Origin of the sequence: Neorhodopirellula pilleata (assembly GCF_007859915.1) — a bacterium.
Taxonomy (GTDB): domain Bacteria; phylum Planctomycetota; class Planctomycetia; order Pirellulales; family Pirellulaceae; genus Rhodopirellula; species Rhodopirellula pilleata.
Genome location: NZ_SJPM01000003.1, coordinates 138,312 through 160,723, shown reverse-complemented (window position 1 = coordinate 160,723; position 22,412 = coordinate 138,312). Strand labels below are relative to the sequence as shown.

Annotated in this window: 22 protein-coding genes; 13 read left to right on the top strand and 9 right to left on the bottom strand. The window is 55.9% G+C overall.

The annotated features are described in order from the left end of the window. Positions 1–58 precede the first annotated feature (58 nt). Positions 59–1,300: a Glu/Leu/Phe/Val family dehydrogenase gene (locus tag Pla100_RS09620; protein WP_146577492.1), complete on the top strand. Its 1,242-nt coding sequence runs from the start codon at positions 59–61 to the stop codon at positions 1,298–1,300. Positions 1,301–1,384: 84 nt separating this feature from the next. Here the strand turns inward: Pla100_RS09620 and Pla100_RS09615 are convergent, their stop codons facing one another. After that, positions 1,385–2,437 carry a GGDEF domain-containing protein gene (locus Pla100_RS09615; RefSeq protein WP_231602906.1) on the bottom strand — a complete coding sequence of 351 codons (1,053 nt, stop codon included), beginning with the start codon at positions 2,435–2,437 and terminating at the stop codon, positions 1,385–1,387. Positions 2,438–2,711: 274 nt separating this feature from the next. Here Pla100_RS09615 and Pla100_RS09610 point away from each other — a divergent pair, with 274 nt between their 5' ends. From Pla100_RS09610 to Pla100_RS09590, 5 genes are all read left to right on the top strand, one after another. Next, entirely contained in the window at positions 2,712–3,011 is a 300-nt protein-coding gene (locus tag Pla100_RS09610) for a hypothetical protein (protein WP_146577491.1), read from the top strand. Positions 3,012–3,173: 162 nt separating this feature from the next. Further along, positions 3,174–4,508: an ABC transporter permease gene (locus Pla100_RS09605; RefSeq protein ID WP_146577490.1), complete on the top strand. Its 1,335-nt coding sequence runs from the start codon at positions 3,174–3,176 to the stop codon at positions 4,506–4,508. Between the two features lie 101 nt (positions 4,509–4,609). Next, positions 4,610–5,035 (top strand): TadE/TadG family type IV pilus assembly protein, encoded by a 426-nt coding sequence (locus tag Pla100_RS09600; protein ID WP_197167812.1) that lies wholly within the window; start codon positions 4,610–4,612, stop codon positions 5,033–5,035. Positions 5,036–5,048: 13 nt separating this feature from the next. Beyond that, the gene (locus Pla100_RS09595; protein WP_146577489.1) at positions 5,049–6,203 is read left to right on the top strand and encodes a vWA domain-containing protein; all 1,155 of its coding nucleotides are present in this window, start codon (positions 5,049–5,051) and stop codon (positions 6,201–6,203) included. 33 nt (positions 6,204–6,236) lie between these two features. Further along, the gene (locus tag Pla100_RS09590) at positions 6,237–6,830 is read left to right on the top strand and encodes a TadE/TadG family type IV pilus assembly protein (RefSeq protein WP_146577488.1); all 594 of its coding nucleotides are present in this window, start codon (positions 6,237–6,239) and stop codon (positions 6,828–6,830) included. Between the two features lie 2 nt (positions 6,831–6,832). Here the strand turns inward: Pla100_RS09590 and Pla100_RS09585 are convergent, their stop codons facing one another. Next, complete coding sequence (locus Pla100_RS09585) at positions 6,833–7,561, bottom strand: toprim domain-containing protein (protein WP_197167811.1); 729 nt, start codon at positions 7,559–7,561, stop codon at positions 6,833–6,835. Beyond that, positions 7,558–8,523 carry a serine/threonine-protein kinase gene (locus Pla100_RS09580; RefSeq protein WP_146577486.1) on the bottom strand — a complete coding sequence of 322 codons (966 nt, stop codon included), beginning with the start codon at positions 8,521–8,523 and terminating at the stop codon, positions 7,558–7,560. The genes Pla100_RS09585 and Pla100_RS09580 overlap by 4 nt, the downstream gene beginning before the upstream one ends. A 99-nt stretch (positions 8,524–8,622) precedes the next feature. On the opposite strand from Pla100_RS09580, the gene Pla100_RS09575 reads away from it, so the two are divergent. Next, on the top strand, positions 8,623–9,216 hold the full coding sequence (locus tag Pla100_RS09575; RefSeq protein WP_146577485.1) for a Uma2 family endonuclease: 594 nt from the start codon (positions 8,623–8,625) through the stop codon (positions 9,214–9,216). On the opposite strand, the gene Pla100_RS09570 is transcribed toward Pla100_RS09575, so the two are convergent. After that, positions 9,186–9,980, bottom strand: a complete 795-nt coding sequence (locus Pla100_RS09570) for a (5-formylfuran-3-yl)methyl phosphate synthase (RefSeq protein WP_146577484.1) — start codon at positions 9,978–9,980, stop codon at positions 9,186–9,188. The genes Pla100_RS09575 and Pla100_RS09570 overlap by 31 nt on opposite strands. Positions 9,981–10,119: 139 nt before the next feature. Here Pla100_RS09570 and Pla100_RS09565 point away from each other — a divergent pair, with 139 nt between their 5' ends. Continuing rightward, positions 10,120–11,307, top strand: a complete 1,188-nt coding sequence (locus Pla100_RS09565; RefSeq protein ID WP_146577483.1) for a ribonuclease D — start codon at positions 10,120–10,122, stop codon at positions 11,305–11,307. Here Pla100_RS09565 and Pla100_RS09560 read toward each other — a convergent pair. The 4 genes from Pla100_RS09560 to truA all read right to left on the bottom strand — a co-directional run bounded on the left by Pla100_RS09560 (position 11,268) and on the right by truA (position 16,637). Further along, on the bottom strand, positions 11,268–12,746 hold the full coding sequence (locus Pla100_RS09560; protein WP_146577482.1) for a lipopolysaccharide biosynthesis protein: 1,479 nt from the start codon (positions 12,744–12,746) through the stop codon (positions 11,268–11,270). The two genes, Pla100_RS09565 and Pla100_RS09560, sit on opposite strands and share 40 nt — an antisense overlap. A 77-nt stretch (positions 12,747–12,823) precedes the next feature. Continuing rightward, positions 12,824–13,999 (bottom strand): FHA domain-containing protein, encoded by a 1,176-nt coding sequence (locus Pla100_RS09555; RefSeq protein WP_146577481.1) that lies wholly within the window; start codon positions 13,997–13,999, stop codon positions 12,824–12,826. 76 nt (positions 14,000–14,075) lie between these two features. Next, on the bottom strand, positions 14,076–15,575 hold the full coding sequence (locus Pla100_RS09550; protein WP_146577713.1) for a serine/threonine-protein kinase: 1,500 nt from the start codon (positions 15,573–15,575) through the stop codon (positions 14,076–14,078). A 261-nt stretch (positions 15,576–15,836) separates the two neighbouring features. Continuing rightward, positions 15,837–16,637, bottom strand: coding sequence for a tRNA pseudouridine(38-40) synthase TruA (gene truA / locus Pla100_RS09545; protein ID WP_146577712.1), 801 nt, complete (start codon positions 16,635–16,637; stop codon positions 15,837–15,839). Positions 16,638–16,671: 34 nt separating this feature from the next. Here truA and Pla100_RS09540 point away from each other — a divergent pair, with 34 nt between their 5' ends. Further along, positions 16,672–17,055: a hypothetical protein gene (locus Pla100_RS09540; RefSeq protein ID WP_231602903.1), complete on the top strand. Its 384-nt coding sequence runs from the start codon at positions 16,672–16,674 to the stop codon at positions 17,053–17,055. Here the strand turns inward: Pla100_RS09540 and Pla100_RS09535 are convergent. Beyond that, positions 17,032–17,625, bottom strand: a complete 594-nt coding sequence (locus tag Pla100_RS09535; RefSeq protein WP_146577479.1) for an NYN domain-containing protein — start codon at positions 17,623–17,625, stop codon at positions 17,032–17,034. The two genes, Pla100_RS09540 and Pla100_RS09535, sit on opposite strands and share 24 nt — an antisense overlap. 358 nt (positions 17,626–17,983) lie before the next feature. Between Pla100_RS09535 and Pla100_RS09530 the strand changes: the two genes are divergently transcribed. The 4 genes from Pla100_RS09530 to Pla100_RS09515 are packed head-to-tail and all read left to right on the top strand — an operon-like array spanning position 17,984 to position 22,329. Continuing rightward, a complete protein-coding gene (locus Pla100_RS09530) occupies positions 17,984–19,942 on the top strand; it encodes a cation:proton antiporter (protein ID WP_146577478.1) in 1,959 nt (652 codons plus the stop codon). Next, on the top strand, positions 19,935–20,594 hold the full coding sequence (locus tag Pla100_RS09525; protein ID WP_146577477.1) for a hypothetical protein: 660 nt from the start codon (positions 19,935–19,937) through the stop codon (positions 20,592–20,594). The genes Pla100_RS09530 and Pla100_RS09525 overlap by 8 nt, the downstream gene beginning before the upstream one ends. 11 nt (positions 20,595–20,605) lie before the next feature. Then, positions 20,606–21,649 (top strand): lysylphosphatidylglycerol synthase transmembrane domain-containing protein, encoded by a 1,044-nt coding sequence (locus tag Pla100_RS09520; protein WP_146577476.1) that lies wholly within the window; start codon positions 20,606–20,608, stop codon positions 21,647–21,649. After that, positions 21,646–22,329 (top strand): GNAT family N-acetyltransferase, encoded by a 684-nt coding sequence (locus Pla100_RS09515; RefSeq protein ID WP_146577475.1) that lies wholly within the window; start codon positions 21,646–21,648, stop codon positions 22,327–22,329. Before Pla100_RS09520 ends, Pla100_RS09515 begins: the two co-directional genes overlap by 4 nt. Positions 22,330–22,412 lie beyond the last annotated feature (83 nt).

Here is a 22,412-nt window from a genome sequence, read left to right as displayed (position 1 = left end):
CGACGTCGGACCAGGTTTGCCGATCATTGCTTCTCACTCAAACGAAAGACCAACGACTATGAAAGCCTTTGAAGCGACGCGTCTGTTTTTTAATCAAGCGGCCGATCAACTGGATCTTCCCGAGGAACTCCGTGAAGCGTTGTTGATGCCCGACCGTGAGGTCCAGGTTCAGGTCACGATTCGGCGGGACAACGGCAAGTTAGCGAACTTCGTGGGTTTCCGCGTGCAACATGATCACAGTCGCGGCCCCATGAAGGGCGGTTTGCGATTTCATCCCGAAGTCGACTTGGATGAGACGCGAGCGTTAGCGAGTCTGATGACGTGGAAAACCGCCGTCGTCAATCTGCCTTACGGTGGTGCCAAAGGAGGGATCGGCGTGAACCCCCGTGACCTATCGGTCGCTGAACTGGAACGTTTAACACGCGCGTTCGTCGACCAAATCCATGATATCGTCGGCCCGGACACGGACATTCCCGCCCCGGACATGGGGACAGATCACCAGGTGATGAGTTGGTTTCGCAATCAATGGGAAAAGTACCACGGCTTTCACCCAGCGGTGATTACCGGAAAACCCGTCGAAGAGTACGGTGCCAAGGGACGTGAAGAGGCCACCGGTCGAGGTGTTGGCACGTTGACGGTGAAATTGATCAAACGACTGGGCATGAAAGCGGATCAATCCAAGGTGGCTATCCAGGGTTTCGGTAATGTGGGCTCGCACGCGGCGAAGTTCTTGCACGAGGCCCAGTTCCCGATTGTGGCGGTCTCGGACATTAGCGGCACCTACTACGCCGAGAACGGGCTGAACATTCCAGAATTGCTCCGGCACAAGATTTCGCATCCGCAAGGGTTGCTCGAAGGTTACGAGCATGCCGAGCGATTACCGCTGGAAGCACTCTTGAAATTAGATCACGTCGACGTGTTGATACCGGCGGCGTTGGGCGGCGTGATTCACGAAGACAATGTGGAGTCGGTGCATGCCAAAGTGATCATCGAAGCGGCCAATGGACCGGTACATCCTGGTGCGGACACAATCTTGCACGAACGCGGAGTGACGGTGTTGCCCGATATTCTGGCCAACGCGGGTGGGGTGACGGTCAGCTATTTCGAATGGGTTCAGAACCGTCAACATTACCGCTGGTCGCTCGACCGAGTTCGTCAAGAACTCGATCACACGATGAACGAAGCGTTCGAAGATGTTTGGCAGATGGCCGGACAACACAACGTCTCGTTACGCACGGCGGCATACATGATCGGCATCACGCGGGTCAAGCGTGCCGCCGAATTGGCCGGCTTGGCCTAACGAAAATGCCGGTTCACGTCAGCTAAAATGCCAGTTCGCGTCAGCGAAAATGCCAGCTTGCGTCAGCGAAAATGCCGGTTCGCGTCAGCGAAAATGCTCGACGACGGCGTTATTTCGTCCGCCGTCTTTGGCTTGATAGAGCAATTTATCAGCCCGCACAAACCATGACTTTTCATCATCGTCTTCTCGCAAGCAGGCCGCGCCGATTGATAGCTTGATCGTACCGAGATCATCTCCGCTGGCATTGAGTTTCAACGGCGTCGACGCAAAAAACTTGCGAAGTTCGGTAGCGATCTCGCTTGCCTCTTGATGATCGGCGACATCGACGATGATCGCGAATTCGTCTCCACCGATTCGGGAGATCGAACCCTGCGTACAATGTCGAGAGATTTGTGAGGCTACATACTTAATGACCTTATCGCCACATTCGTGACCATAAGTATCGTTGATCGTTTTGAAATGATCGACGTCGATGACAAACAAAAAAGTGTTTCGTTGATCACGATCGTTCGCCACAAGCGATTTGCGAACGCCTATTTCAAAGTGGCGACGATTCCCCAGCCCGGTCAACGGATCGGTCATGGTCGCGCGTTGGGAATCGATCAACTCATGTTGGAGCGCTTGGACTTTTTCTTGGGACGCCTGCAATTGTTGGTTGAGTTGTTTGATTTGTTGCTGCATCGCAGCATTACTGACCAACATCGTTTTTGCGCAGGCGGCGACGATCTCAAGCGATGGGTTGTCCTGGTTGAGGGAGTCGCACGCTTCGTTGATGGAATCGCCGAACGTTTGGCCGGCTTGAATCTGATCGTCAACGACCGCTTGTAGCGAAGACATCTCGCCGATGAGTTCTTCCGCCATCATCTGGTTGGAGGTCTCACTCGGAACGCAGTACTGCTTGTGCAGTTGGTCGAGCATGTCGACGGTGACCGAATTGACATCTTCGACGGCGTGCGAAAGGTTCGCAATGATATCGTCGACACCTTCGACGTAACGATACCAGACTTCGTAAACGCTCGGCGTGGGTGGCGTTTGAAAACGTCCGACATGGCCGAGCGCCTGCTTGGCGATCTCAAACGGCGAAACGTCTGGCTTCGGATCGACTCGCATGTCGGTTTGGGACGAACGGCTTTTCATAGCGTTTCCGGGTGAAGAAGGGGTTGCCATGGTCGACTCACCTAGATTCAGCCCGCGCCCGAGACCGGCCACGTGCATCTTGGAATGGTTGATTAATCAATTCGATGTTGCCCCTACGTGATGCTATCGGACGTCGATGGCAAGGACTTTCGTCAATTTGAATGCGCGGCCTTGGTTCGACGAATACGCTCCGGTTTTTTGGGAAGGCATGGGTTTTGCCGATGCCCTCTGTTCAAGATTTACGTTTCTTTGTCCCTGATTGGAGCCCTTTCCGATGCCCACGATGACTTGTCACTGGCGACACGAAGCTTTTTCCCGCGACGCGGGAATCCGTACTAACGAGGACGCGGCGCGGACCAACGTCGACAGCGCTCGCACCGGTATCTTGACAGATGAACACCAGGAGGTCATGAATGGTCGACCCGTCTTGGTCGAAGACGCTACTGGACGTGTGTATCAATCGGCCGACCTGCCACCGGACACGCGAGTTGTGGTTGCGAGAGTCGGTGACCCACCTCCGCCTCTGTTTGAAAACGCCAGGCGAGCTGGTTTTGACATCGTGGCGGCCGATTGATTATGGCTCGTGCGTGCTTGAGCAAAAGTAACGCGGCCACTGTTTGGGTTGGGTGTATTCATTCATAAGCCATGGTATTTTGATCACCTGCTTATCACCATCTCTTTCCGCTTAAAGCGTTCGGACCAAGATCCGATCGCTCGCCATTCCTTGAGACCAAAGATGCAGTTGAAGAACGTTGGAATCTTTGCGTTGTTAGTTTTGATTATTGTGATCGCCACGATGATCGAGGGCAATTTCGTCGCGGCCGCCAACTTAAAAACACTGATTCGTGATACGAGTTTGTACGGATTGATTTCGATCGGTGTTGCGATGGTGATTATCACCGGAGGCATCGATCTTTCGATCGGTTCTTTGATCGCACTATGTGGTGTGATGATGGTCCAAGTCATCGATGTTCGCTATGAACGAGATGAATCAAAGTATCCCATCATCGAGATCATTCGACGAAACGACGAAGCGGCCCAAGTACCGATCGAAACATTGAGCCAACAAACGCCGGATGCGGAAACTTGGATCCGACTTGATGAATCGATCGGCCGTGTGCGCAGCGGCGACCGTTTGATTTACCGAGGCGTTCTTGGTGAATCCAAACTTTACCTTTCTGGAATCGCGATGGGGGAGATCACCGACCGAGCATCGTCGGTATGGGTTGCGAGTTCGGACCCGGCGCGGTCGATCCGAGTAGGCATGAGTGTACAAATCGAGCGAATCACCTACACACCTCCGTTAATCGCTTGCGGAATCGTCTTGTTGGCAGGTTCTTTGCTGGGCCTGATCCACGGTCTATTGGTCACACGTGCTCATTTGCAACCGTTTGTCGTAACATTGTGTGGGTTGCTGATCTATCGCGGTTTGGCCCGTGTTTGGACGGGCGACGATCAGGTGGGACTGGGCAGTGCGTTGGCGGATTTCAAGTCCGTCGTGACCGGCAATGTGTTCGAATTTCCGTTGCCGCTGGTCAGCCGCTTGTCAGGCGCTTCGGACTCTTGGACGCAGTGGACATGGATCGAGTTTCCGTTCACCGGGTTGTTACTGGTGATAGTCGCCACGCTTGCTTGGCTGTTTTTACAACACAGCGTCGCCGGTCGCCATTTGCTTGCCAGTGGCGAGAACGAACAGGCGGCTCGCTATAGCGGTGTGCGTACCAATCGTTTGATCACTGCGGCCTATGTTGCCAGTGGATTCTTGGCCGCGCTGACGGGCATTCTGTTCTTGTTGGAATGGAATTCGGTACAACCCGGTTCGAGCGGAAACTTTTATGAACTCTATGCGATCGCCGCCGCCGTTTTGGGTGGCTGCTCGTTGCGAGGCGGGCGTGGTGCAGTCTTGGGAGTCATCGCGGGCGCGGCGGTGATGCGATGTCTTTACAAAGCGATCGTCGTTTTAGGGATTGACCAGCAATGGGAGATGGTGATCATCGGCGGCGCCTTGTTGTCCAGTGTCATGCTGGACGAAGTGATGCGTCGTTACGCGGCGTGGCAACAGGCAAAATAGTCGAGATTTCAACGGAACGATGGATTCCAGCGCCTCGAATGATTTTGTGACCTAGGGTAAAGACAGTCTCCTGTTTTCCTCATTCGTTTGTTGCCTGTGTGATGTTTCGTCATTCTCGCTTGCGTCCATTGAAGACGCCTTCCCGATCATTGCGAGCCGCATTGGCGGTCACGGAGCTGGCTATCGGCTTGCCGGTTGTGCTGGTCGTAGCGATGGGAACGATGGAAGCCTGCACGATGATCCGGTTGCGACAAAAACTGAAGATCATCGCTTACGAGGGTGCCCGCGTGGGCGTCCTTCCTGAGGCGGGGATCGTCAATGTGCAGTACCAATGCCAGTTGCTCAGCCAAGATCAGTCGTTGGCACTCGTTGATATTGCAACCGAGCCGGCTGATCCGACCACTCTCAGTTCCGGCGATTGGCTGAAAGTCGAAGCCACCGCACCCTTCAATGCCAATTCACTGACTGGCACTTGGATGAGTTCGGCATTTTCGTTAACCGAGTCCGTCTCGATGCAAAAGCCGTAATGCGGCGTACAACATGAATCATTCGATCCTACTGCATTCACCTCTTAAGCCATTGCGAAAACGTGCACGCTGCGGTTCCGTTTTGGTACTGTTGGCGATTTTGATTCCCGTGCTGTTGGCATTGGCATCCTATGCGATCAACATCACTTATATTGAAGCGGTCCAAGCGGACGTTCAGATCGTCACGGACGTTGCGACACAAACCGCCGGGCGCGAATTCAATCGCACCGGCGATCGAAATGCGGCCTTGCTCGCAGCGAAGGATGCGGCGAGCCGTAATCCGATTTCCGGCGCAGTGATGCCGATCGAAATGAACGACTTGGAGTTTGGCGTCAGTCTTCGCACCTCCAGTAACGCCGCGTACACTTTCACGCCCGTGACGTTTGGTGCCGAAGCGAACGCGGTCCGATTGACGACTCGCACGTTGAACCAGTCATCCACCCCCGTGATCAGCCCGATCTTTCCGACGATGGGCGTGAATGTTGAGATCCGTCCGCAATGCCGAGCGATTAGCACGCAAAGCACGATGGACGTGGCCTTGGTCATCGACCGAAGCGGCTCGATGGCGTTCGCCTCGGATGAAGTGGCAGCCGAAGGCGTCAACCCGGCGGCAGCTCCGCCAGGATGGGTGTTCGGGGATCCGGTTCCTCCCAATTCACGTTGGCTCGATTTGGTTGCCTCGGTTCAAGCGTTCAATCAAAGCTTGATCGATTCGCCGCAACAAGAAAAACTCGCTTTGTCGACCTATTCAACCACCACCTCGACCGATCAAGTACTCACATTCGATTACAGCAGTGTTATCAACGGCTTGAACTTTACCTCGCTGGTATTTCAAGGCGGTGGAACGGCAATCGGCAACGGGTTGCTCGAGGGCAACGCGGCGTTGAATGATACGAGCGTGAATCGCGATTACGCGGTTAAAGTGATGGTCCTGTTGACCGACGGGATTCACAATTACGGAACAAGCCCTGAATCAGCCGCCGGTACGTTGCGAAACAATGGGGTCACCTTGTTCACGATCACGTTCAGCGACGAAGCCGATCAAAATCGGATGCGAAACCTCGCCCAATCTTGCGGCGGCGAACATTTCCATGCCACCGACGCGGCTCAACTTGCGAGTGCTTTTGAAGAGATTGCCAATCGATTGCCGTCCTTGATGACACTCTAAACATTCTTTGTAAACCCGATGAACACGATCCTCATGAACACACTTGACCGCCAAAAGCCATGGACGCCATCTCGATTGATCGTGGGTCGAACCCAGCGGCTCGGCGCGGCGGCCGTTGAGATGGCTCTCGTCTCGGTAGTGTTGTTCACGGTAGTTCTGGCAGGTATCGAGTTGATGCGAGTCACGATGCTGCGTCACTCCGCAGATTACGCAGCCTATGTCGGCGCACGTGTGGGAATCATCACCGGTGCCAGCGCCGCCGGCGTCGAAGGTGCCGTCCAAGCTCATTTGGCGAAGTTGGGAATTCAAAACGCATCCGTCGTGGTCGATCCGCCTGTGATCACCGATGCAACGGATCAGGTCAGGGTCCAGGTCGCGATCCCCGCCGCATCCAACAGTTGGATCAGCCCATCCCAGTTCTTGGGATCCATTCAAGGCCGCAGCACGTTATTGACCGAACGATCCGCCATGATCATGAACGAGTCGATGCCGACACCGCCTCCACCGCCGCCGCCTCCCACACCCAATCCACCTCCCTCGAGTCCGCCGCCATCAAGTCCACCTCCCTCGAGTCCGCCGCCTCCGAGTTCACCGCCCCCGCCGCCACCTCCTCCACCGATGATTTAGCACTAGTTTCCGAACATGCCGATCGCATGATCGACATCGCTCAGTGACAATCGTTCGCAGTGGCGCGTTTGCGGGTCGATACAAGTTAATTGCAAAACGGCCGCGTCGATGCTCCCCAGGCCACGGTGTTTGATTTTCTTGAAACCCGTCATCTTGCGGCTTCGCAGGACGTGTTCGATCGCGTCGGCGTGTTCGGGACTGTAAGCGACCGGACTTTCGGCAAGTGGTAACGTACCGACCGGGAATCGAAACAAAAACATCGGCGGGCGGACCAGCCATAATCGCCCCGCTTCAATGAACGCGGGCGAGAATCGGCGAAAGAACGCCATCATCAACACGCCGCAATGAATCCCGTCGGCGTCCGGATCCATCAGCAACACCACCCGGTGATACCGAATCGCCTCGACATCGTCGAGGCGATCCAAAAACTCACGTTGATGCGAGGCGTTGGGTGGATCCAGGTTGTGGTCGTTCGCGACGATCAACGCTTCGGCGATCCGCAAGAAAACTTCATTCGTGCCGGCAACTCGTTTACTCGCCCGATTGGCATTCAGTGGTTTCCCTTGCAACGCCAAAATAGCTTGCAAACGTCGATCGCGAACCTGATCGACGGTTTTCGCGGCACTGTCGCCCTCGACAAAAAAACACTCCGCTGCACTTGAATCGGAAACGGAATCTGATTCGGCACAAGGGTAGTGAACCGGCGGACGTGAGTACTGGTTGAGTCTCACAGGTCGTCGATCGCAGCGATCAAGTCTCGCATCGATTGGTAGCGTTTTTCGGGACGCTTTTGCAAAGCCTTGGCGACGATCGCGTCGATCGCTTTGGGAATACCGTATTGCGGTGACCGTTCGCTCGGCGGTTGAATTTCTTTATGACGAATGTTCTCGAACGTCTCGTCGATCGTTCGTCCGCGAAACGGTTCGCGGATCGCCATCACTTCGTATAGCACCACGCCCACGCTGAACACGTCGGAGCGTTCATCGATAGTACGATTGCCGACGATCTGTTCGGGTGACATGTAGAGTGGCGTACCGGGTCGTTGGCCGCCACCGGTCAAAGTTTGCAATTGCGCCGAGTCGATCTCGGGGCGAACCGCGAGCGTACTTTCTCGGATAGGCTCGTTATCGTCGGCATGTCCCCAAACTTTGGCGACGCCCCAATCAAGCAGAATGACCTCGCCGAAGTTGCCAACCCAAATATTCTCAGGTTTGACATCACGGTGAATAACACCTCGGGCGTGCGCGTACGCGAGTGCTTGGCAGGCGTCGACGACGATGCTCAATCGTCTGGCAATCGGGAAGTCGTGAATCGCTTGTTCATCGCCACGAGCGATCCGTTTAAGAACTTCAAACAGGTTCTCTCCTGAAATCCGTTTCATGATGAAGTAGACGCCTTCGAGGTCATCCTCACCGATATCGTAAACGGGTACCGTGTTGGGATGTTGCAACTGCGCGGTCACTCGGGCCTCGCGTAACAACCGACGACGTTCGCGCCGATCGAACCGCGTTTCGGGAAGGAGTTTTTTAATCGCGACCGTCCGCCCGGTGACGGGATCAAACGCGGACTGCAATTGAGCGGTCGCACCACGGGCCATCTCTCGCAGCCCGGTGTAGCGTTTGAGCCCCGGTGGCACGGATTTGGGAAGATCAGGGTCGGTGCCCGACAAGATGATGGTGGGTTCGCTAGTCATCGCTTCATTGTATCCATTTCGATCGGTGGCGGGCGAGGCGACGCAATCCTCATGCCTTGCGAATTGCGAGCCCTCCGGTCAATCGCTAGACTTGTCCCTATGAGCACCGCTTCCCACTTCCAGCCGATCTCGGTTCGCGATTATCTCGACGGCGAACAACAAGCCAAACGAAAGCACGAATATGTCGCCGGTGACATCTACGCGATGGCCGGCGGTACGGTGCAACACAACCGAATTGCATCCAACGCGACCGGAGCATTATTTGCCCAGTTGCGTGGTCAGCGGTGCCAAGTCTTTAATTCGGATATGAAGGTCCGGGTACGTTTGAGCAGTGGAACTCGTTTTTACTATCCGGACGTTTCGGTGGTTTGTCAGCCCAATCCGCCGAGCGAGACCTTTCAGGACGCCCCCGTCGTGATCATCGAGGTCGTCTCCGACTCGACCCGGCGGACGGACGAATACGAAAAACGAGAAGCCTATCTTTCGATCGATTCGCTGTGCGTCTACGTGCTCATTGAACAAAATGCTGCGCTCGCGCTAGTGTACCGACGGGCCGACAGTGGTTTCGATCGCGAGGTAATTCAAGGTGCCCGATCGGTCATCTTGTTACCCGAAATCGGATGCGAATTGGCGCTCGAAGACGTTTATCAGAACGTCGAGTTTCAATCTGCTGATCCCGACGAAGAAGCCTGATCACAAAGTCGCGTCCAGCGTTCGATCCGCCGTGGATCGAGCGATCCGGTACGTCGATCCAACGCGGTGACACTTGACGTTTCCATACAAACGTCGCCGCGCACGCCCCAGCAATCGGGTGTAATGTCATGTGCAAGCAACTCACTCACGTCGTCGAGCCGAAGAGAACCGGCCAAGGCGATCCACCCGTTCGCGTTGCGAGCGTGGTCGATCAATGTAGCGAGTTCATCCAGAGCGAGATGATCGGTCAAACACGAGCCGTCTTTGACAAACGTGTCAATGAGTATCCTGCGGCGGCCTTGAGAAATCGCAAGTTCCAGAATCTCGTCGACCCGGGGACAGCCCGCCGCCTCGTAATCGGCGTAGGCCACGGCGACCAATTCGACACCCGATGGCAGATCGAGGTCGTTCCAAAATTGGCCCAATCGCGAGGTCGTTTGTATTTGACTCGGTCCGGCTTTGGCGTACCGAAAGGTTTTCGGAACGAACGCGGCCAATCGCGTTGCCGATGGCGATTCGCCCAGGGCGGCTGACAACGTACGTCCTGGAAAAGCGGCGGCGGCTTGCCGCCAAATTTCGGGCTCAACCGGTGCGAGCGCTCCTTCGAGCGGTTCTTTGAAATCGATGATGTCGGCCCCCCCGGCGATCGCGATCTCCGCTTCGGCGAGACTGCGGACACTGACGAGGAGATCGCAAGAATGGGACCGACGGCGAGCGGCAGGTGCCAAGAACGTCGAAAAATGCGTGGATCGATTGTGGTTCATTTTCGGATTTTAACTCCTTATCGACCGACGATGCGATGGCGGGTAAAGTCACGCCATGGCGTTTGCGAGCAAATCGGCTTTTTGATCGCTAACCGGCTTCTTGCAAGCCAACGGAATTTCATCTTGCCAGGAAACCATCGTGTCGTACGAATCGATCGAAACCCAAACTCACCTCGCCGAGTTTTGCCAACGGATCGCCTCCGAGCCGGTGATCGGCTTCGACACCGAGTTCGTCTCCGAAGACCGATATCGCCCTGAATTGTGCCTGATCCAGGTCGCCGCCGGGGAACATTTGGCGATCATCGATCCCTACCCGGTTGGGGACACTCAAGCCTTTTGGGACTTGCTCTGCACTCCCGGGCGCACCGTCGTCGCCCATGCGGCGCGAGAAGAGATTCGCTTCGCGTATCGGTTCACCGGTCGTCCGATCGCCGGTTTATTCGATACCCAATTGGCCGCCGGGTTCGTCGGAATCGAGTACCCCGCGTCGTTGGGGACGCTCGTCCAACGGCTCGTCGGCGTGACCCTGCCCAAAGGCGAGACGAGGACCGATTGGAGACGTCGTCCGTTGACCACCGATCAACTCACGTACGCACTTCAAGACGTGACCAACTTGGCCGAGATGCACACTAAAATCACCACCCAAATCCACGAATTTGATCGCATGGCGTGGGTCGAAGAGGAAACCCAACGTCTTCAAGAGAAAGTCATCGACGCGGAAAATTCGGAAAACTGGCAGCGGGTCAGCGGCAGCTCCGGATTGAAACCTCGTCAACTGGAGATCGTTCGCCAACTTTGGCGTTGGCGGGAGGATCAGGCTCAAACCCGAGATCGATTGCCACGCCGCGTGATGCGGGACGACTTGATCGTGGAATTGGCCAAACGAGGCTCGTCCGATGTCCGCAAAATCCGCAGTATCCGCGGCCTCGAACGTCGCAACTATCAAGAACAATACGATGCCATCGCCGAAGCCATCCGCGTCGGACTGGAGACACCCGACGAAGATCTGCCGCGTCGCGCCCGAGGCCGCGTCCGGACTGCATCGCCGATGCTCAGCCAATTCTTGTCCACTGCGATCGCGTGCATCAGCCGACAGCACAAACTCTCACCCGCGATCGTCGGCAATTCAGACGATGTCAAGGACTTGCTGGCATACGAATTAAATCCGCGACGTGGAACGCCTTTGCCTAACCTATTGGAAGGTTGGCGGGGCGACATCGTCGGCACCAGTTTTAAAAAGATTCTCGATGGCAAGTTGGCGATTCGGGTCGCCGACTTAAATGAGGATCAGCCGCTTGAATTCTTCGACGCCGAAACGTCGCCGTAAATGATCGCTGACAACCAAATCAAACAGACCACTTGACCGACCAATGCTGCTTTGGCGATCGCGATTGCGCCTTCGGTGGGTAACAACCAGCCGGTGATCGCGAGCATCAAAATAGCGGCAGCGATCCGGCATCGAATCGGTGCCAGCGGACGACCTCGCCCTTTGACGTAACTATCGAGCCCTTGCAAGATGCCTTTGATCGCCGACACGGGAGCCAACCAAATCGCGAACTCCACCGCCGGCGTGAATTCCTCACCGTAGATGAATCGGACTAAGGGTCCGATGACCATCATGAAGGCAATCGTTGAGAGGGTTTGAATCGCGATCGAGCCGCCTAGAACCCGATGCACATCCTGCGTCGTTAAGCTCCGGCGCTGGTCGGCTCCGGCGTTGAAGAGAAAAATCCCGAGCGTATTAGGAATCACCGTCAGCGGGTACACGACCGGGACCATGGCGGCATAAAAGCCTTGCGTGATCAGCGGCACCAACCACATCACTAATAACAAGTCCATCCGATCGAATAGATCCGTGACCAACATGGAAAATCCATAAGGCCGACTCTCCGAAAGTAAGCGTCCGACCGGCGGTTCGCTCGGCCCCACGAGCGGTCGCGGTAAACCAATCAAGCAGGTCGCGATCGAAATCAACGAAGCGGCAACAAACAGCACGCACGCCATCGCCAACGTTACTTCAGAGACCACCGCCGCGATCAATAACAGCGCAGGAAACGCCGCCGCCGCGATGAAGCGGCGAACGTTGTAAGCGGTGTAGTGCCCCGAACCTCGATCGATCGCTGTCATGATCAGCATCACGTGTTGGCCGATCATGCTCAAGCCACAAAGGCACCCGAGAGGCATCAGAAATTGTTTGTCGGCCGGCAAGGCGAACACATTGCAGGCGAGCACACCGACTGTCGTGATCGCGCCCGTCGTGATCCCCAACCACATCGCCGCCCGTCGCAAACGTACGATGTCGCTGTTGCCTTCGGCGGCATAACGACAGATCACTTCCAACCCGCCGAACAGACCGATGTAGAGCAGGATTTGGACGTAGAGAACGGCGGTCGCGTATTGACCGCGACCTTCCGGACCAAGCAACCGGGCCAACAGAATGCCCTGAGCCATCTGCAACCCGACGATCGCGAACGCGAAACCGACCGTTTGGATGAACGAACCGAAGCGTTGAAAAAGGCCACCAGGGATCGCCGGCGTGATCGGCGGGGGGGGAGCATCGACGGACCAGTCGTCTCGCGTCCAGTCGATCCCCTGCCTTTCGTCGGTTACACGATTCTCGCCGGCGAAATGTTCACTCCGCCCCCCCGCGTTCGCCGAACCCGATGATGCTGTGTTCGATCGGATGTCGGTCGTCGCGTCAGTCTCCGCACCGCGATTGGTCTCGGGACTGGTTGTGATCGCGGCGGAGGAAGGATTGATGGGCATTACAGCAAAAGTATAGTTCGCCTTGGAAAACTTGGCACGATTGGATCCGGCAAGGTTTCCTCCCATCGCGATCAAAACTAATCAATTCCTTCGACGACCTTCGGCGGCGGCCCAGAACCGAATTGAATCGCCTGATAAATGGCTAAACCGAGCACACAAACCGCCAAAGCCACCGTAGCGATGAATTTGATCTTTTCGATCAAGGGGTTCGTGCCATCACCCGCCATCCTCGCCGCTCGCTTGGCGTCCGCTTTTTTCTTCTTTTCTGTTTTTGCCTTGCGGGCCGCTTCCGCCTTGTCCCGGGCGTCTTTCTTTCGTTGCTCCTGGGGCGTCAACTTGGGTCCAGCGGTCGATTTGACCTCAGCGGATTCAGTGCTGAATTCAACTTCAGTCTGTGCTTCGGACAATTCGATATCGGAAACCGACTCGTCGCAATAGCTCCCTTCGGAGTCGAGCAGGTCGTCGTCGTCAAACACATGAGAATCATCATCGGCGTAAAGTTTTGCGTTGGATCGGATCGATTCGTACCGATTTTCCCGATCAGCGTCGTCGTGAGCGGCCAAGAACGCCGCCACGTCCGCTTCCTGCCATGCGCCTCCGCTGAGCATCCCATCGTCCACCTTCGCCACCACCCGCCGATCCTTTTTAGCCGGATCAGAACTAGGTGTGGCGGGCGTCAACCGGGCCGAATCGGCTTGCGGCTTGGCCTCATCGGCGGGGGGAACCGGATTCGCTCGCGAATCGGAAGACTTGGCCGAGGGAGACGAGTTTGATGCGACGACCGAATGCTCTGATGATTCCTCTGGCGTTACTGACGAAGACGTCGCCGAGGAGGGTATCGCCAGTGAACTGGGCGCTGAATCGGGTTTTGGCACGAGGACTTGCCAAGCGATCTTGCCGCATCTCAGTTCGGTCCCACTGTCGACCCGGTGCCATTTTCGAGGCGGAATTTTTTCGCCATTGAGTTTGGTTCCGGAGGTGCTATTGAGATCGAGCACGTGAAAACTAAGCTGCGACTCGCCGATGGTATCATCGCCGGGCGCGTCGGGTCGCAAATTCGACAACGGCTCGGGCGGCTTGCCACCGAAATAGACCAAACAATGAAGCCGCGAAACTGATCGTGTTTTCGGGCGAATTTGGCACTCACGATCGCGTCCGATCAAGTAGTAACCCAAATGAACGGGAGCAATCAATCCGGCGCGACTTCCGGTCGACAGGACAAGCTGAGCCGTTTGGGAAGCAGTCGAGGCCAATGTCGAAACCGTCTATCGGGTGAAGTTGGGCAAAAGAAGGGGAGAGCAAGGCCGGGATAGCTTACCAACAATCCTCTCAGTCAGTTACCACGATAACTCGTTTGCCTGGTTCGGTTGCTTTGTATGGAGTCTTGGGATCCGGCAGCGGTTGCGAAACCATGTAAGCGGCCACACCGACGACGAGAACCAACGCTAACACGGCGATCGCCAGCCCTACCCCCAGGATCACCATTTGGCCATCGCTCGAGGATCGAGCCGCTTGCATCGTCGCGGGAGTGTTGCGATATCCGGGCTGTCCGATCGGGCGGCCCTGCTGTGAGGGTATCGATGGGTGAACCGCGAGGCCATTTCCGGGGGCGTTTGAGTTCGACAGCGGGTCAGGGAATCCGCCCCCGGCTTCGAGTGGCGGCAATGATGCGAAATCAAAATCGTCAAGCACCTCGACGGCCTCGATCACTTCCACCGCCGTGGTCTGATCGATCGAACTGTCGTCCATCGTTGCTTGGTAGAGCTTATCATCGATCGCCGTGTCCGATCCGCTCACCATCGCGGCAAGGTGTTCATGCTTCGCATGGGAGGCTGACGGGCCACCCCGCAAACGTTCGAGCTGAGTCAGCAGATCTGCGGCCGACGAAGGGCGATCGGCGGGCTTCTTGGCCATCATTCGAACGAGCAAATTAGCCAGCGCCGGCGGACAGTCTTCTCGCAGTTCACGGACGTTAGGAATCGGTGCGGTCTGATGCTTGGCGAGTCGCTGCGCCAGATTCTCACCTCGAAACGGGGACCGAGCCGTCAATAAGAAATACAGCGTGCAACCGAGTGAATAGATGTCGGCGCGAGCGTCGACGGTCTTGCTGTTGAGCGCCTGTTCGGGTGCCACAAAGTCGGCAGTTCCGAGTAACCGCTTGGAATCGTTCGAATCCTCCGCGTCGGACCATCCGATGCGAGCCAACCCCATGTCACTGACTTTCACCACGCCATCACTACGAAGCATCAAGTTTGAGGGTTTGATGTCTCGGTGGATGACGCCTCGTTCGTGCGCGTGAGCTAAACCCTGACAGGCCTGAGTAATCGCATCGATCGCAGCGTCGATCGACATCACCCCGTCGCGGGCGACAACTTGATGCAAGTCGATGCCGTCGACAAATTCCATCACGATATAAAGCTTGCTGCCCGCTTCGTTGAAGTCGTAAGCACGAACGATGTTGGGATGATCCAATTGTGCCGAGGCGCGGGCCTCTTCTTTAAAGCGTTCGATCCGCCGAGCGTCTTTCAGTGCGTCCGGTGGTAACACCTTTAACGCCATCTGGCGTTTCATCACATGGTGTTCACCAAGGTAGACCATACCCATACCACCCTTGCCGAGCGGGCGGAGCAGTTTGTACGCGCCGAGGTAGAAGCCTTTGCTCTTGCCGGCCAACAGTTTGCTGGCCTGCCATCGGGTCAGCAATCCCGCGTTCTGCAGACCTTCGGTCAATCGTTTGCAATCGATCGAAACGTCGTCAGCCATCAGTGACGCGACGACCGTTTTGATTTCCGCAAGTGTCAATACGCCCGAGGCCAAGGAACGCTTCACCAGAGCACGAGTCTCTTCATCGAGAATCGGCCGAGGCGCATCGGGCGAACCAGGCGAGGTCAAATCGCCTGATTTCAGGGATCCCGACTTGAGCGATGCAGGATGGGGGCTCTCACCAGACATGGTGTGCTTGGGTTGGATGAAACGAACAGACTCTCAATTTTACCAATCGGCAAACAATCCCGCGAACCAACACGCGGAGATCGAAAGAGTCTATTTCACACGGTTTTGCGATCCCGTGCGTTAAGTTTCGATGAACATTCAGTTTGAGGAAAGAAACAGCTCGTCTGGATAGTCCACGCGGCATAAAAACAACCCGTGCGGTGGCGCGGTGGGTCCGGCTTGTTTCCGGTCGCGCGACGCGATCACCTCGTCGATCCACTCGACCGGCCGTCGGCCGCGAGCCACCTCCAACATCGTGCCGACCAAATTCCGCACCATGTTATAGAGAAATCCGTTGCCCTCGACTTCATAGATCCATTTCTCCGCCGAATGCTGGTCCGCCAAACGCCATCGGCTCCACGAAATCGTCCGCACCGTGCTCGTGCGGGGGGCTCCGGCGGCCTGGAACGCGGCGAAGTCGTGAGTCCCGATCAAACGCTCGGCGGCTCGCTGCAACTGACCCGTATCGTGCGGCTTGACGACGCGATGCCACGTTCGATAGTCGAATGGACTACGGTCGCCGCCGAATTGAATCTGATATTGATATCGCTTCCCGATCGCATCGGCGATGGGATGAAATCGATCGACCGCCTCGCGAATCGATACAACACGTATGTCCTCGGGAAGCTTCGAGTTGATCCCCAACAACAGCGACTGAGGACTCGCAGGCCAGCGCGGCATCATGCATCGCGCCACCTGACCGAGCGCATGAACTCCTGCGTCGGTACGTCCGCTACCGAGGATTCGAAATGACGGTTCATCCGGCCGACATCCGGCCAACGGTCGCGCCGCCTTTTCGAGTTCGTCTTGAATGGTCTTGCGTCCGGGTTGAACTTGCCAACCCGAATACTCCGTTCCGTCGTAGGCGACCGTCAACGCAAACGTCCGCGGTGACTTCATCGGCTCAACAATGGTTGACTCGAACGAAAGATTGGTGGAACCTTTCAAAGGTAAGACTCTTCTAAGTTTGTTTTTGCAAGTTCAAGTTATGGTTCATCGCATTCGGCTTCGCCATCCGTGGACGCGTGAAGCATGCACCGTTGATGATCATCGCGTGGCGTTCACTCGTCGCTTCAATCGACCGACGGGCTTAACCACTACGGATCGTTTGGACGTTGAAATGTTGGGACATGTCGGCCAGATTGTCTTGATCGAGTTGAACGAACAATCGCTCCAATCGGACACATCCGCAGAACCAATTCGTATCGACGTACGGGCGGCGATCCGAGACCATAACGAATTGCGAATCGTCTTGCGACGTGACGGCGATTGGCCTGAATTGGGTGAGGTAAGTTTAAGAATCGAATCGGAAGGGTGAGCCGTCGATCCACCCCTGTAAATCTTCGTCGGAAATATCCAAATCAGGTAATGACGGCGGTTCGATCGCCTTAGCGTCAGATCGGTCGGTCGGAGGTTTCTCGCGACGTTTCGATGGGGTCCAACCCAGCAACACGACGCCTTCTTCCAGCGCGTCATACCAAGGTTCTGAATCGATGAATGAAGCTCGCTTTCGTTTCGCGGCTGCTTGGATCCGGTGGTCCGATGAAACCACCGTCAACTGCTTGGGATGATGGTGTCGGCGGATGAGTTCTTCGAGCAGATCGTCCGCCTCGGGATGGTCCACGGCGAAACGCACTTCGATGCCCGCGTGGGTCAACGAAGAAGGCTGACCCGCTGGAGCATTTTTGGCATCGAATACGACACAAGTTCGCGTCCGAACCGGCTCGTCTAAATGCTCGGCTAAGCGGGCAAGCAATTTTTCACGTTCGGTCAATAACCACGGCTTCGAACCCTCCCGCGTTAGCTCGGCTCGTATCGAACGCCTCTGTGACGGTGCCGCCATCGGAGCGATCAGGTTGTACCCGTCGATCAGAAGCAGGATCGACACGAGACTCTCCAAAGGCGGTTAGAGGACGGAAGTTGGGGGGCGAACACGTTGCCTTCATCATAACGCGACTGATCAGTTTGAGGGTGGTGCCATCGATCGGTTGACCGTGCTCTTGCCCAATGAAGTGGTGCTCGTGCTCGTACTCGAAAAGCACTGCCGAATATGAAAGCGAGCACGAGCACCGCCAACGGCTAAGTACGAGCACGATAAGCCAAATCAATGCGAGTTCGCGACCCCTTGGATCTGAAAACCGCAGCTTCAATGTCTACGGTGGGATGGGAATGGCCTGCCATGGATAGTACGCTATCGTCAGCCTTTGAATTTTTTTCAGCTCCTTTCAACCTCCTTTTGCCCGAGCATGGAATTCCTACTCTACCTTGCTTTGGTGCCTGCCTTGGGTGTGTCCGCCCAGTGGCTCGCTTGGCGAACAGGTTTTCCGAGCATTTTGGTGCTGTTGCTGTTCGGCGTGATGTTGGGGTTGTTCGTTCAACCGGATGCGTTTCTTGCCGAGTTGACTCACGGCGACCAAACCGCCGGATCGGATTTACTGTTTCCGCTGGTGGCGTTGTCGGTCGCCGTGATCATGTTCGAGGGCGGATTGAGCCTGAAGATCGGTGAATTGACCGAGTCGGGTTCGGCGTCATTGCGATTGGTCACCGTCGGCGCTCTCTTGTCGTTTGTAGGGAATTCCGTCGCGGCTCACTATATTTTGGATTTCGGTTGGCAACTCTCCGCGTTGCTGGGCGCGATTCTGGTCGTCACCGGGCCGACGGTGATCGGTCCGTTATTGCGTCAGGTTCGGCCGAGTCGCCGAGTGGCGTCGACGTTGAAGTGGGAAGGAATCGTCATCGACCCGATCGGCGCGGTTTTGGCGGTGTTGGTTTACGAAGAGGTGTTGCTACAGCATTCTCGGCCGGAATTTACGTCGGTGCTCATGTCGTTGACTTGGACCGCAATCGTGGGGTTGGCACTGGGGTGTTCAGGCGGGGCTTTGTTGACTCAGGCCCTGCGACGTTTTTGGGTGCCCGATCATTTACACGGAGTGACCGCGCTGTCATTGGCGCTGTTGCTGTTCGCCATCAGCGATCGTTTGGCCCACGAATCGGGCCTGATCACCGTTACGGTGCTGGGAATCTGGCTAACGAATCAAAAGCATTTCGATGTCGAACATATCATCGAGCTGAAGGAAAACTTACGAACGTTGCTGATCGGTTGCCTATTTATTGTGCTGGGTTCCCGGGTCAACTTGGCGGACATCGGCGCGATCGGATTGCCTGGTATCGGATTGGTGTTGGCATTGGTCTTTGTCGTTCGCCCGCTGTCGGTCTACCTATCGCTCTTGGGCAGCCCGCTGAATTACCGCGAACAGACCTTCATTGCCGGCTTGGCTCCCCGCGGGATTGTGGCCGCCGCCGTCAGTAGCGTGTTTGCCCTCGGGATGGAGAGCCGTACCGACCTCAACATCCCCGGATCGGACCAACTCGCCACGGTCACCTTTTTAGTGATCATCGGGACGGTCGCGGTTTATGGAATGGCTGCGGGGCCGCTCGCCAAATTCTTACGTTTGGCCGATGAAACAAGCCACGGAGTGTTGATCGCCGGTGCCGACGCTTGGGTACGCGATTTCGCCTTGGAACTTCGAAATGGGAATGTACCGATATTGCTCGTCGACACCAACTTCAACAAGATTTCCAAAGCCAGGATGGAAGGGATTCGCGCCGAATGCGTCAACATTCTCAACGAGCATGTTCGCGACGAACTCGATTTAGCCGGCATCGGACGGTTCTTGGCGATGACGCCCAACGACGAAGTCAATTCGCTTGCGTTGCGGGAATGCAAAATACGATTCGATTCGTCCCAGTTGTATCAACTAACATTCAAAACGAAACACATGTCGGGTCGACGCGGACTCACCAAGAACCTGATGGGCCGCGAGTTATTCGGCGAAGGCCTCACTTACACGCGACTGAGTGAAATGCACGCGGCCGGAGCCTCCATGAAATCGACGAACCTCACGGCGAACTACACCTACGAAGATTTCCTGGACAAATATGGGGACGAAGCCGTCGTGATGTGCGCCTTGAATCCGGACCGTAGCTTGACGATCAACACGATCGACAGTCCGCTCATTCCCAAAGCGGGGCAAACGATCATCGCCATGGTTAGTGTGACACCGGTCCCTGACGGGCACGCTGTTCGTGACGCCGACCCGACTCACCCCGACCCGACTCACCCCGAGAAGACTCACCCCGAGAAGACTCCATCGGACGCCAGTACCTCCAACGCCTCTGACAGCGAGGCATCGACGAATGTTTGAACCCTTTGAAGCGGCAGTTGCGTTCACGCCCTTGATTTTATATCTGATCTGTCTTGCGGCGATTCGTGTCAGCGGCAAAGCATGGGTCACAACGGGCGGTCGAGACACCGCAGCGGTCTTGTCCGCGATCTGCGGACTGGTCGTCGTGGGACCGATGGAGCTGTTCTTTCCCAAAGCGACGGCCTACTTGCTCGGACCTTGGGTTTGGGTGCCGCTGTTGCTGTTGTATTTTTTGTTTGGCTGTTTGTTGATCATCAACAGTCGTTCCAAGTTAGTGGTCTACGGACGAACTTCCGACGCGTTATTCAGCGCCTTGGTCCGTGCGACCAACGCGATCGACACGACCGCCGTAGTGGATCATGAACAGCATCAAGTTTACCTGCCTCAAGTTAACGCTCACTTGCGACTCGATGCCACGCCCGGTCACGATTGCATCAGCGTCCTTGCTTTCGAACCGGCTCTTTCGGACGCTTTTTGGCGGTCTTTGCGGATCCATCTCAAAAAAGAGATTCGATTGACATCACCGCCTTATCCACGGCGAGGCTGGGCGGCGATGGGACTGGCGGTCGTGATGCTGTTTTGGCTCATCCAATATGCTGCGGAGGAACCCTCGAGGATGGTCGATGGTTTTCGCGATTGGTTGATACGGTAGGCAAGTCATTCATGTCGCAACGACTCAAGACGATTCTGTTGAATCTGGCCAAATTCATGGTGCCGATGGTCATCATCGGATATCTGTTATGGCGGATGGATCCGGAAGATTGGGAAAGACTCCGCGAGCGGTCGATCAGTTACCCGGTCTTGGCGGCCGCTTGGGGCGTCGCACTGATCGCCATCATCCTGTCCTTCGTTCGTTGGTGGGTCTTGGTGCGGTGCCAAGGGATCGCGTTGAGCCTGATCGAATCGCTGCGGTTGAGTTCGATTTGTTTTCTGTTGAGTTTCGTTTCCGTCGGCAGCGTCGGTGGCGATCTTTTCAAAGCGGTTTTTCTGGCCCGACGCAGCCCAGGACAACGCGTCGAGGCGGTTGCTTCGGTGGTTGTGGACCGAGGCAGCGGGTTGTACGGACTGTTGTTGCTTGTCGTCCTCGGCTTAATGATGCGAGAATCATCGGACACTTTCGAGTTCAACGGGATCGGGATCAACGACATCAAGTGGCTGGTCGGTATTCTGGCAACGGTAGGCACGTTCGTACTGGCGTTTTTGGTGTTCGGCGGACGGGTGGTCGATCGGATGATCAAGCGTTTGTCAAACGTTGCCTTGATCGGACCAGCGATCGTCAAGATCGGCCCGCCTCTGCGGACGTTCCATGTACATCCATGGGCGTTCGGATTGTCGCTTTTGATGAGCGTCGGCGTTCAAGGATTATTGGTCGTGAGTTTGTGCTTGATCGCCAATGCGATGTACGCGTCTCCTCCCACTTTCGCGGAACATTTTGTGATCGTTCCGATCGGGATGCTCGCCTCGGCGTTGCCGATTACTCCCGCCGGCGTGGGTGTCCTCGAAGCGACCATTGAAACGCTCTATCACCTCGTGCCCGCCCGAGTGACCGACGCATCGGGAACGTTGGTCGCGTTGGTGTTTGAATTGGTCAAGGTCGTCTTGGCGATCATGGGGACCATTTTCTATTGGACTGCCGGCAAGGAAGTGCAAGCCAGCTTGGAATACGCCGAAACGCATGGTGACGAACTGGAACGTGAACTGGGATGATGGCACTGATCCAAAAGATTCGTCGACGAGGATTGGTGAACCTCCTCGAAATCCAGTTCAACCGAATCGTACCGGTTTGGTTGTTCCGATTCTCAATGGGTGACGTATTTGAATTGGATGTTGATTCATTGCGGCAACTCGCCGATCAATCGGCCAACGATGATCTGGTTTATCAAGTCGTGATGGACTGCGATGATCGCCAACGACTGCGCGAGAAGACTTGGAATTCGGTGCCGATCGAAACGACGCAAAATGATTACGGCTTCGCCGTCGGGGCCGCTGATGCTCCCACTGACTTTCAAGGTGGCGTGTGGGGTGGGGTGGAAAGCTTTATCGAATCGAACCTTGGATTTCGCCTTCTATTTGATGCCGACCAAGCTTGGATCTATTGCGCCTACATCGATCCGTCTGTTCGCGGAAAGGGAACCTATCAACGATTGCTGGCGTTTGCGGTCAAGCACCTCAATCAACAAGGTTATCACCGCATCTATGTCGTGGTTCAACCGTGGAACAAGGCATCGATCCATGTCCATCGTAAGTTCAGTCGACGTCGGATCGGACGGATCACAGTCGTTCGAATTTTACGCTGGGCTTCCGTCTTCGGCTCCGGAAATTTGACGAAGGACAGAACCTGGACGACCGAACCCGAAACGAATCCGGTCTTGTTTAAGATCTCGTAGTCAACGAGTCCACTCGCTTGTCGGCGTGTTGGTTTAATCGTAACCCGATGCGTCAGCGAGGGATTGATCGCCATTAATTCTCT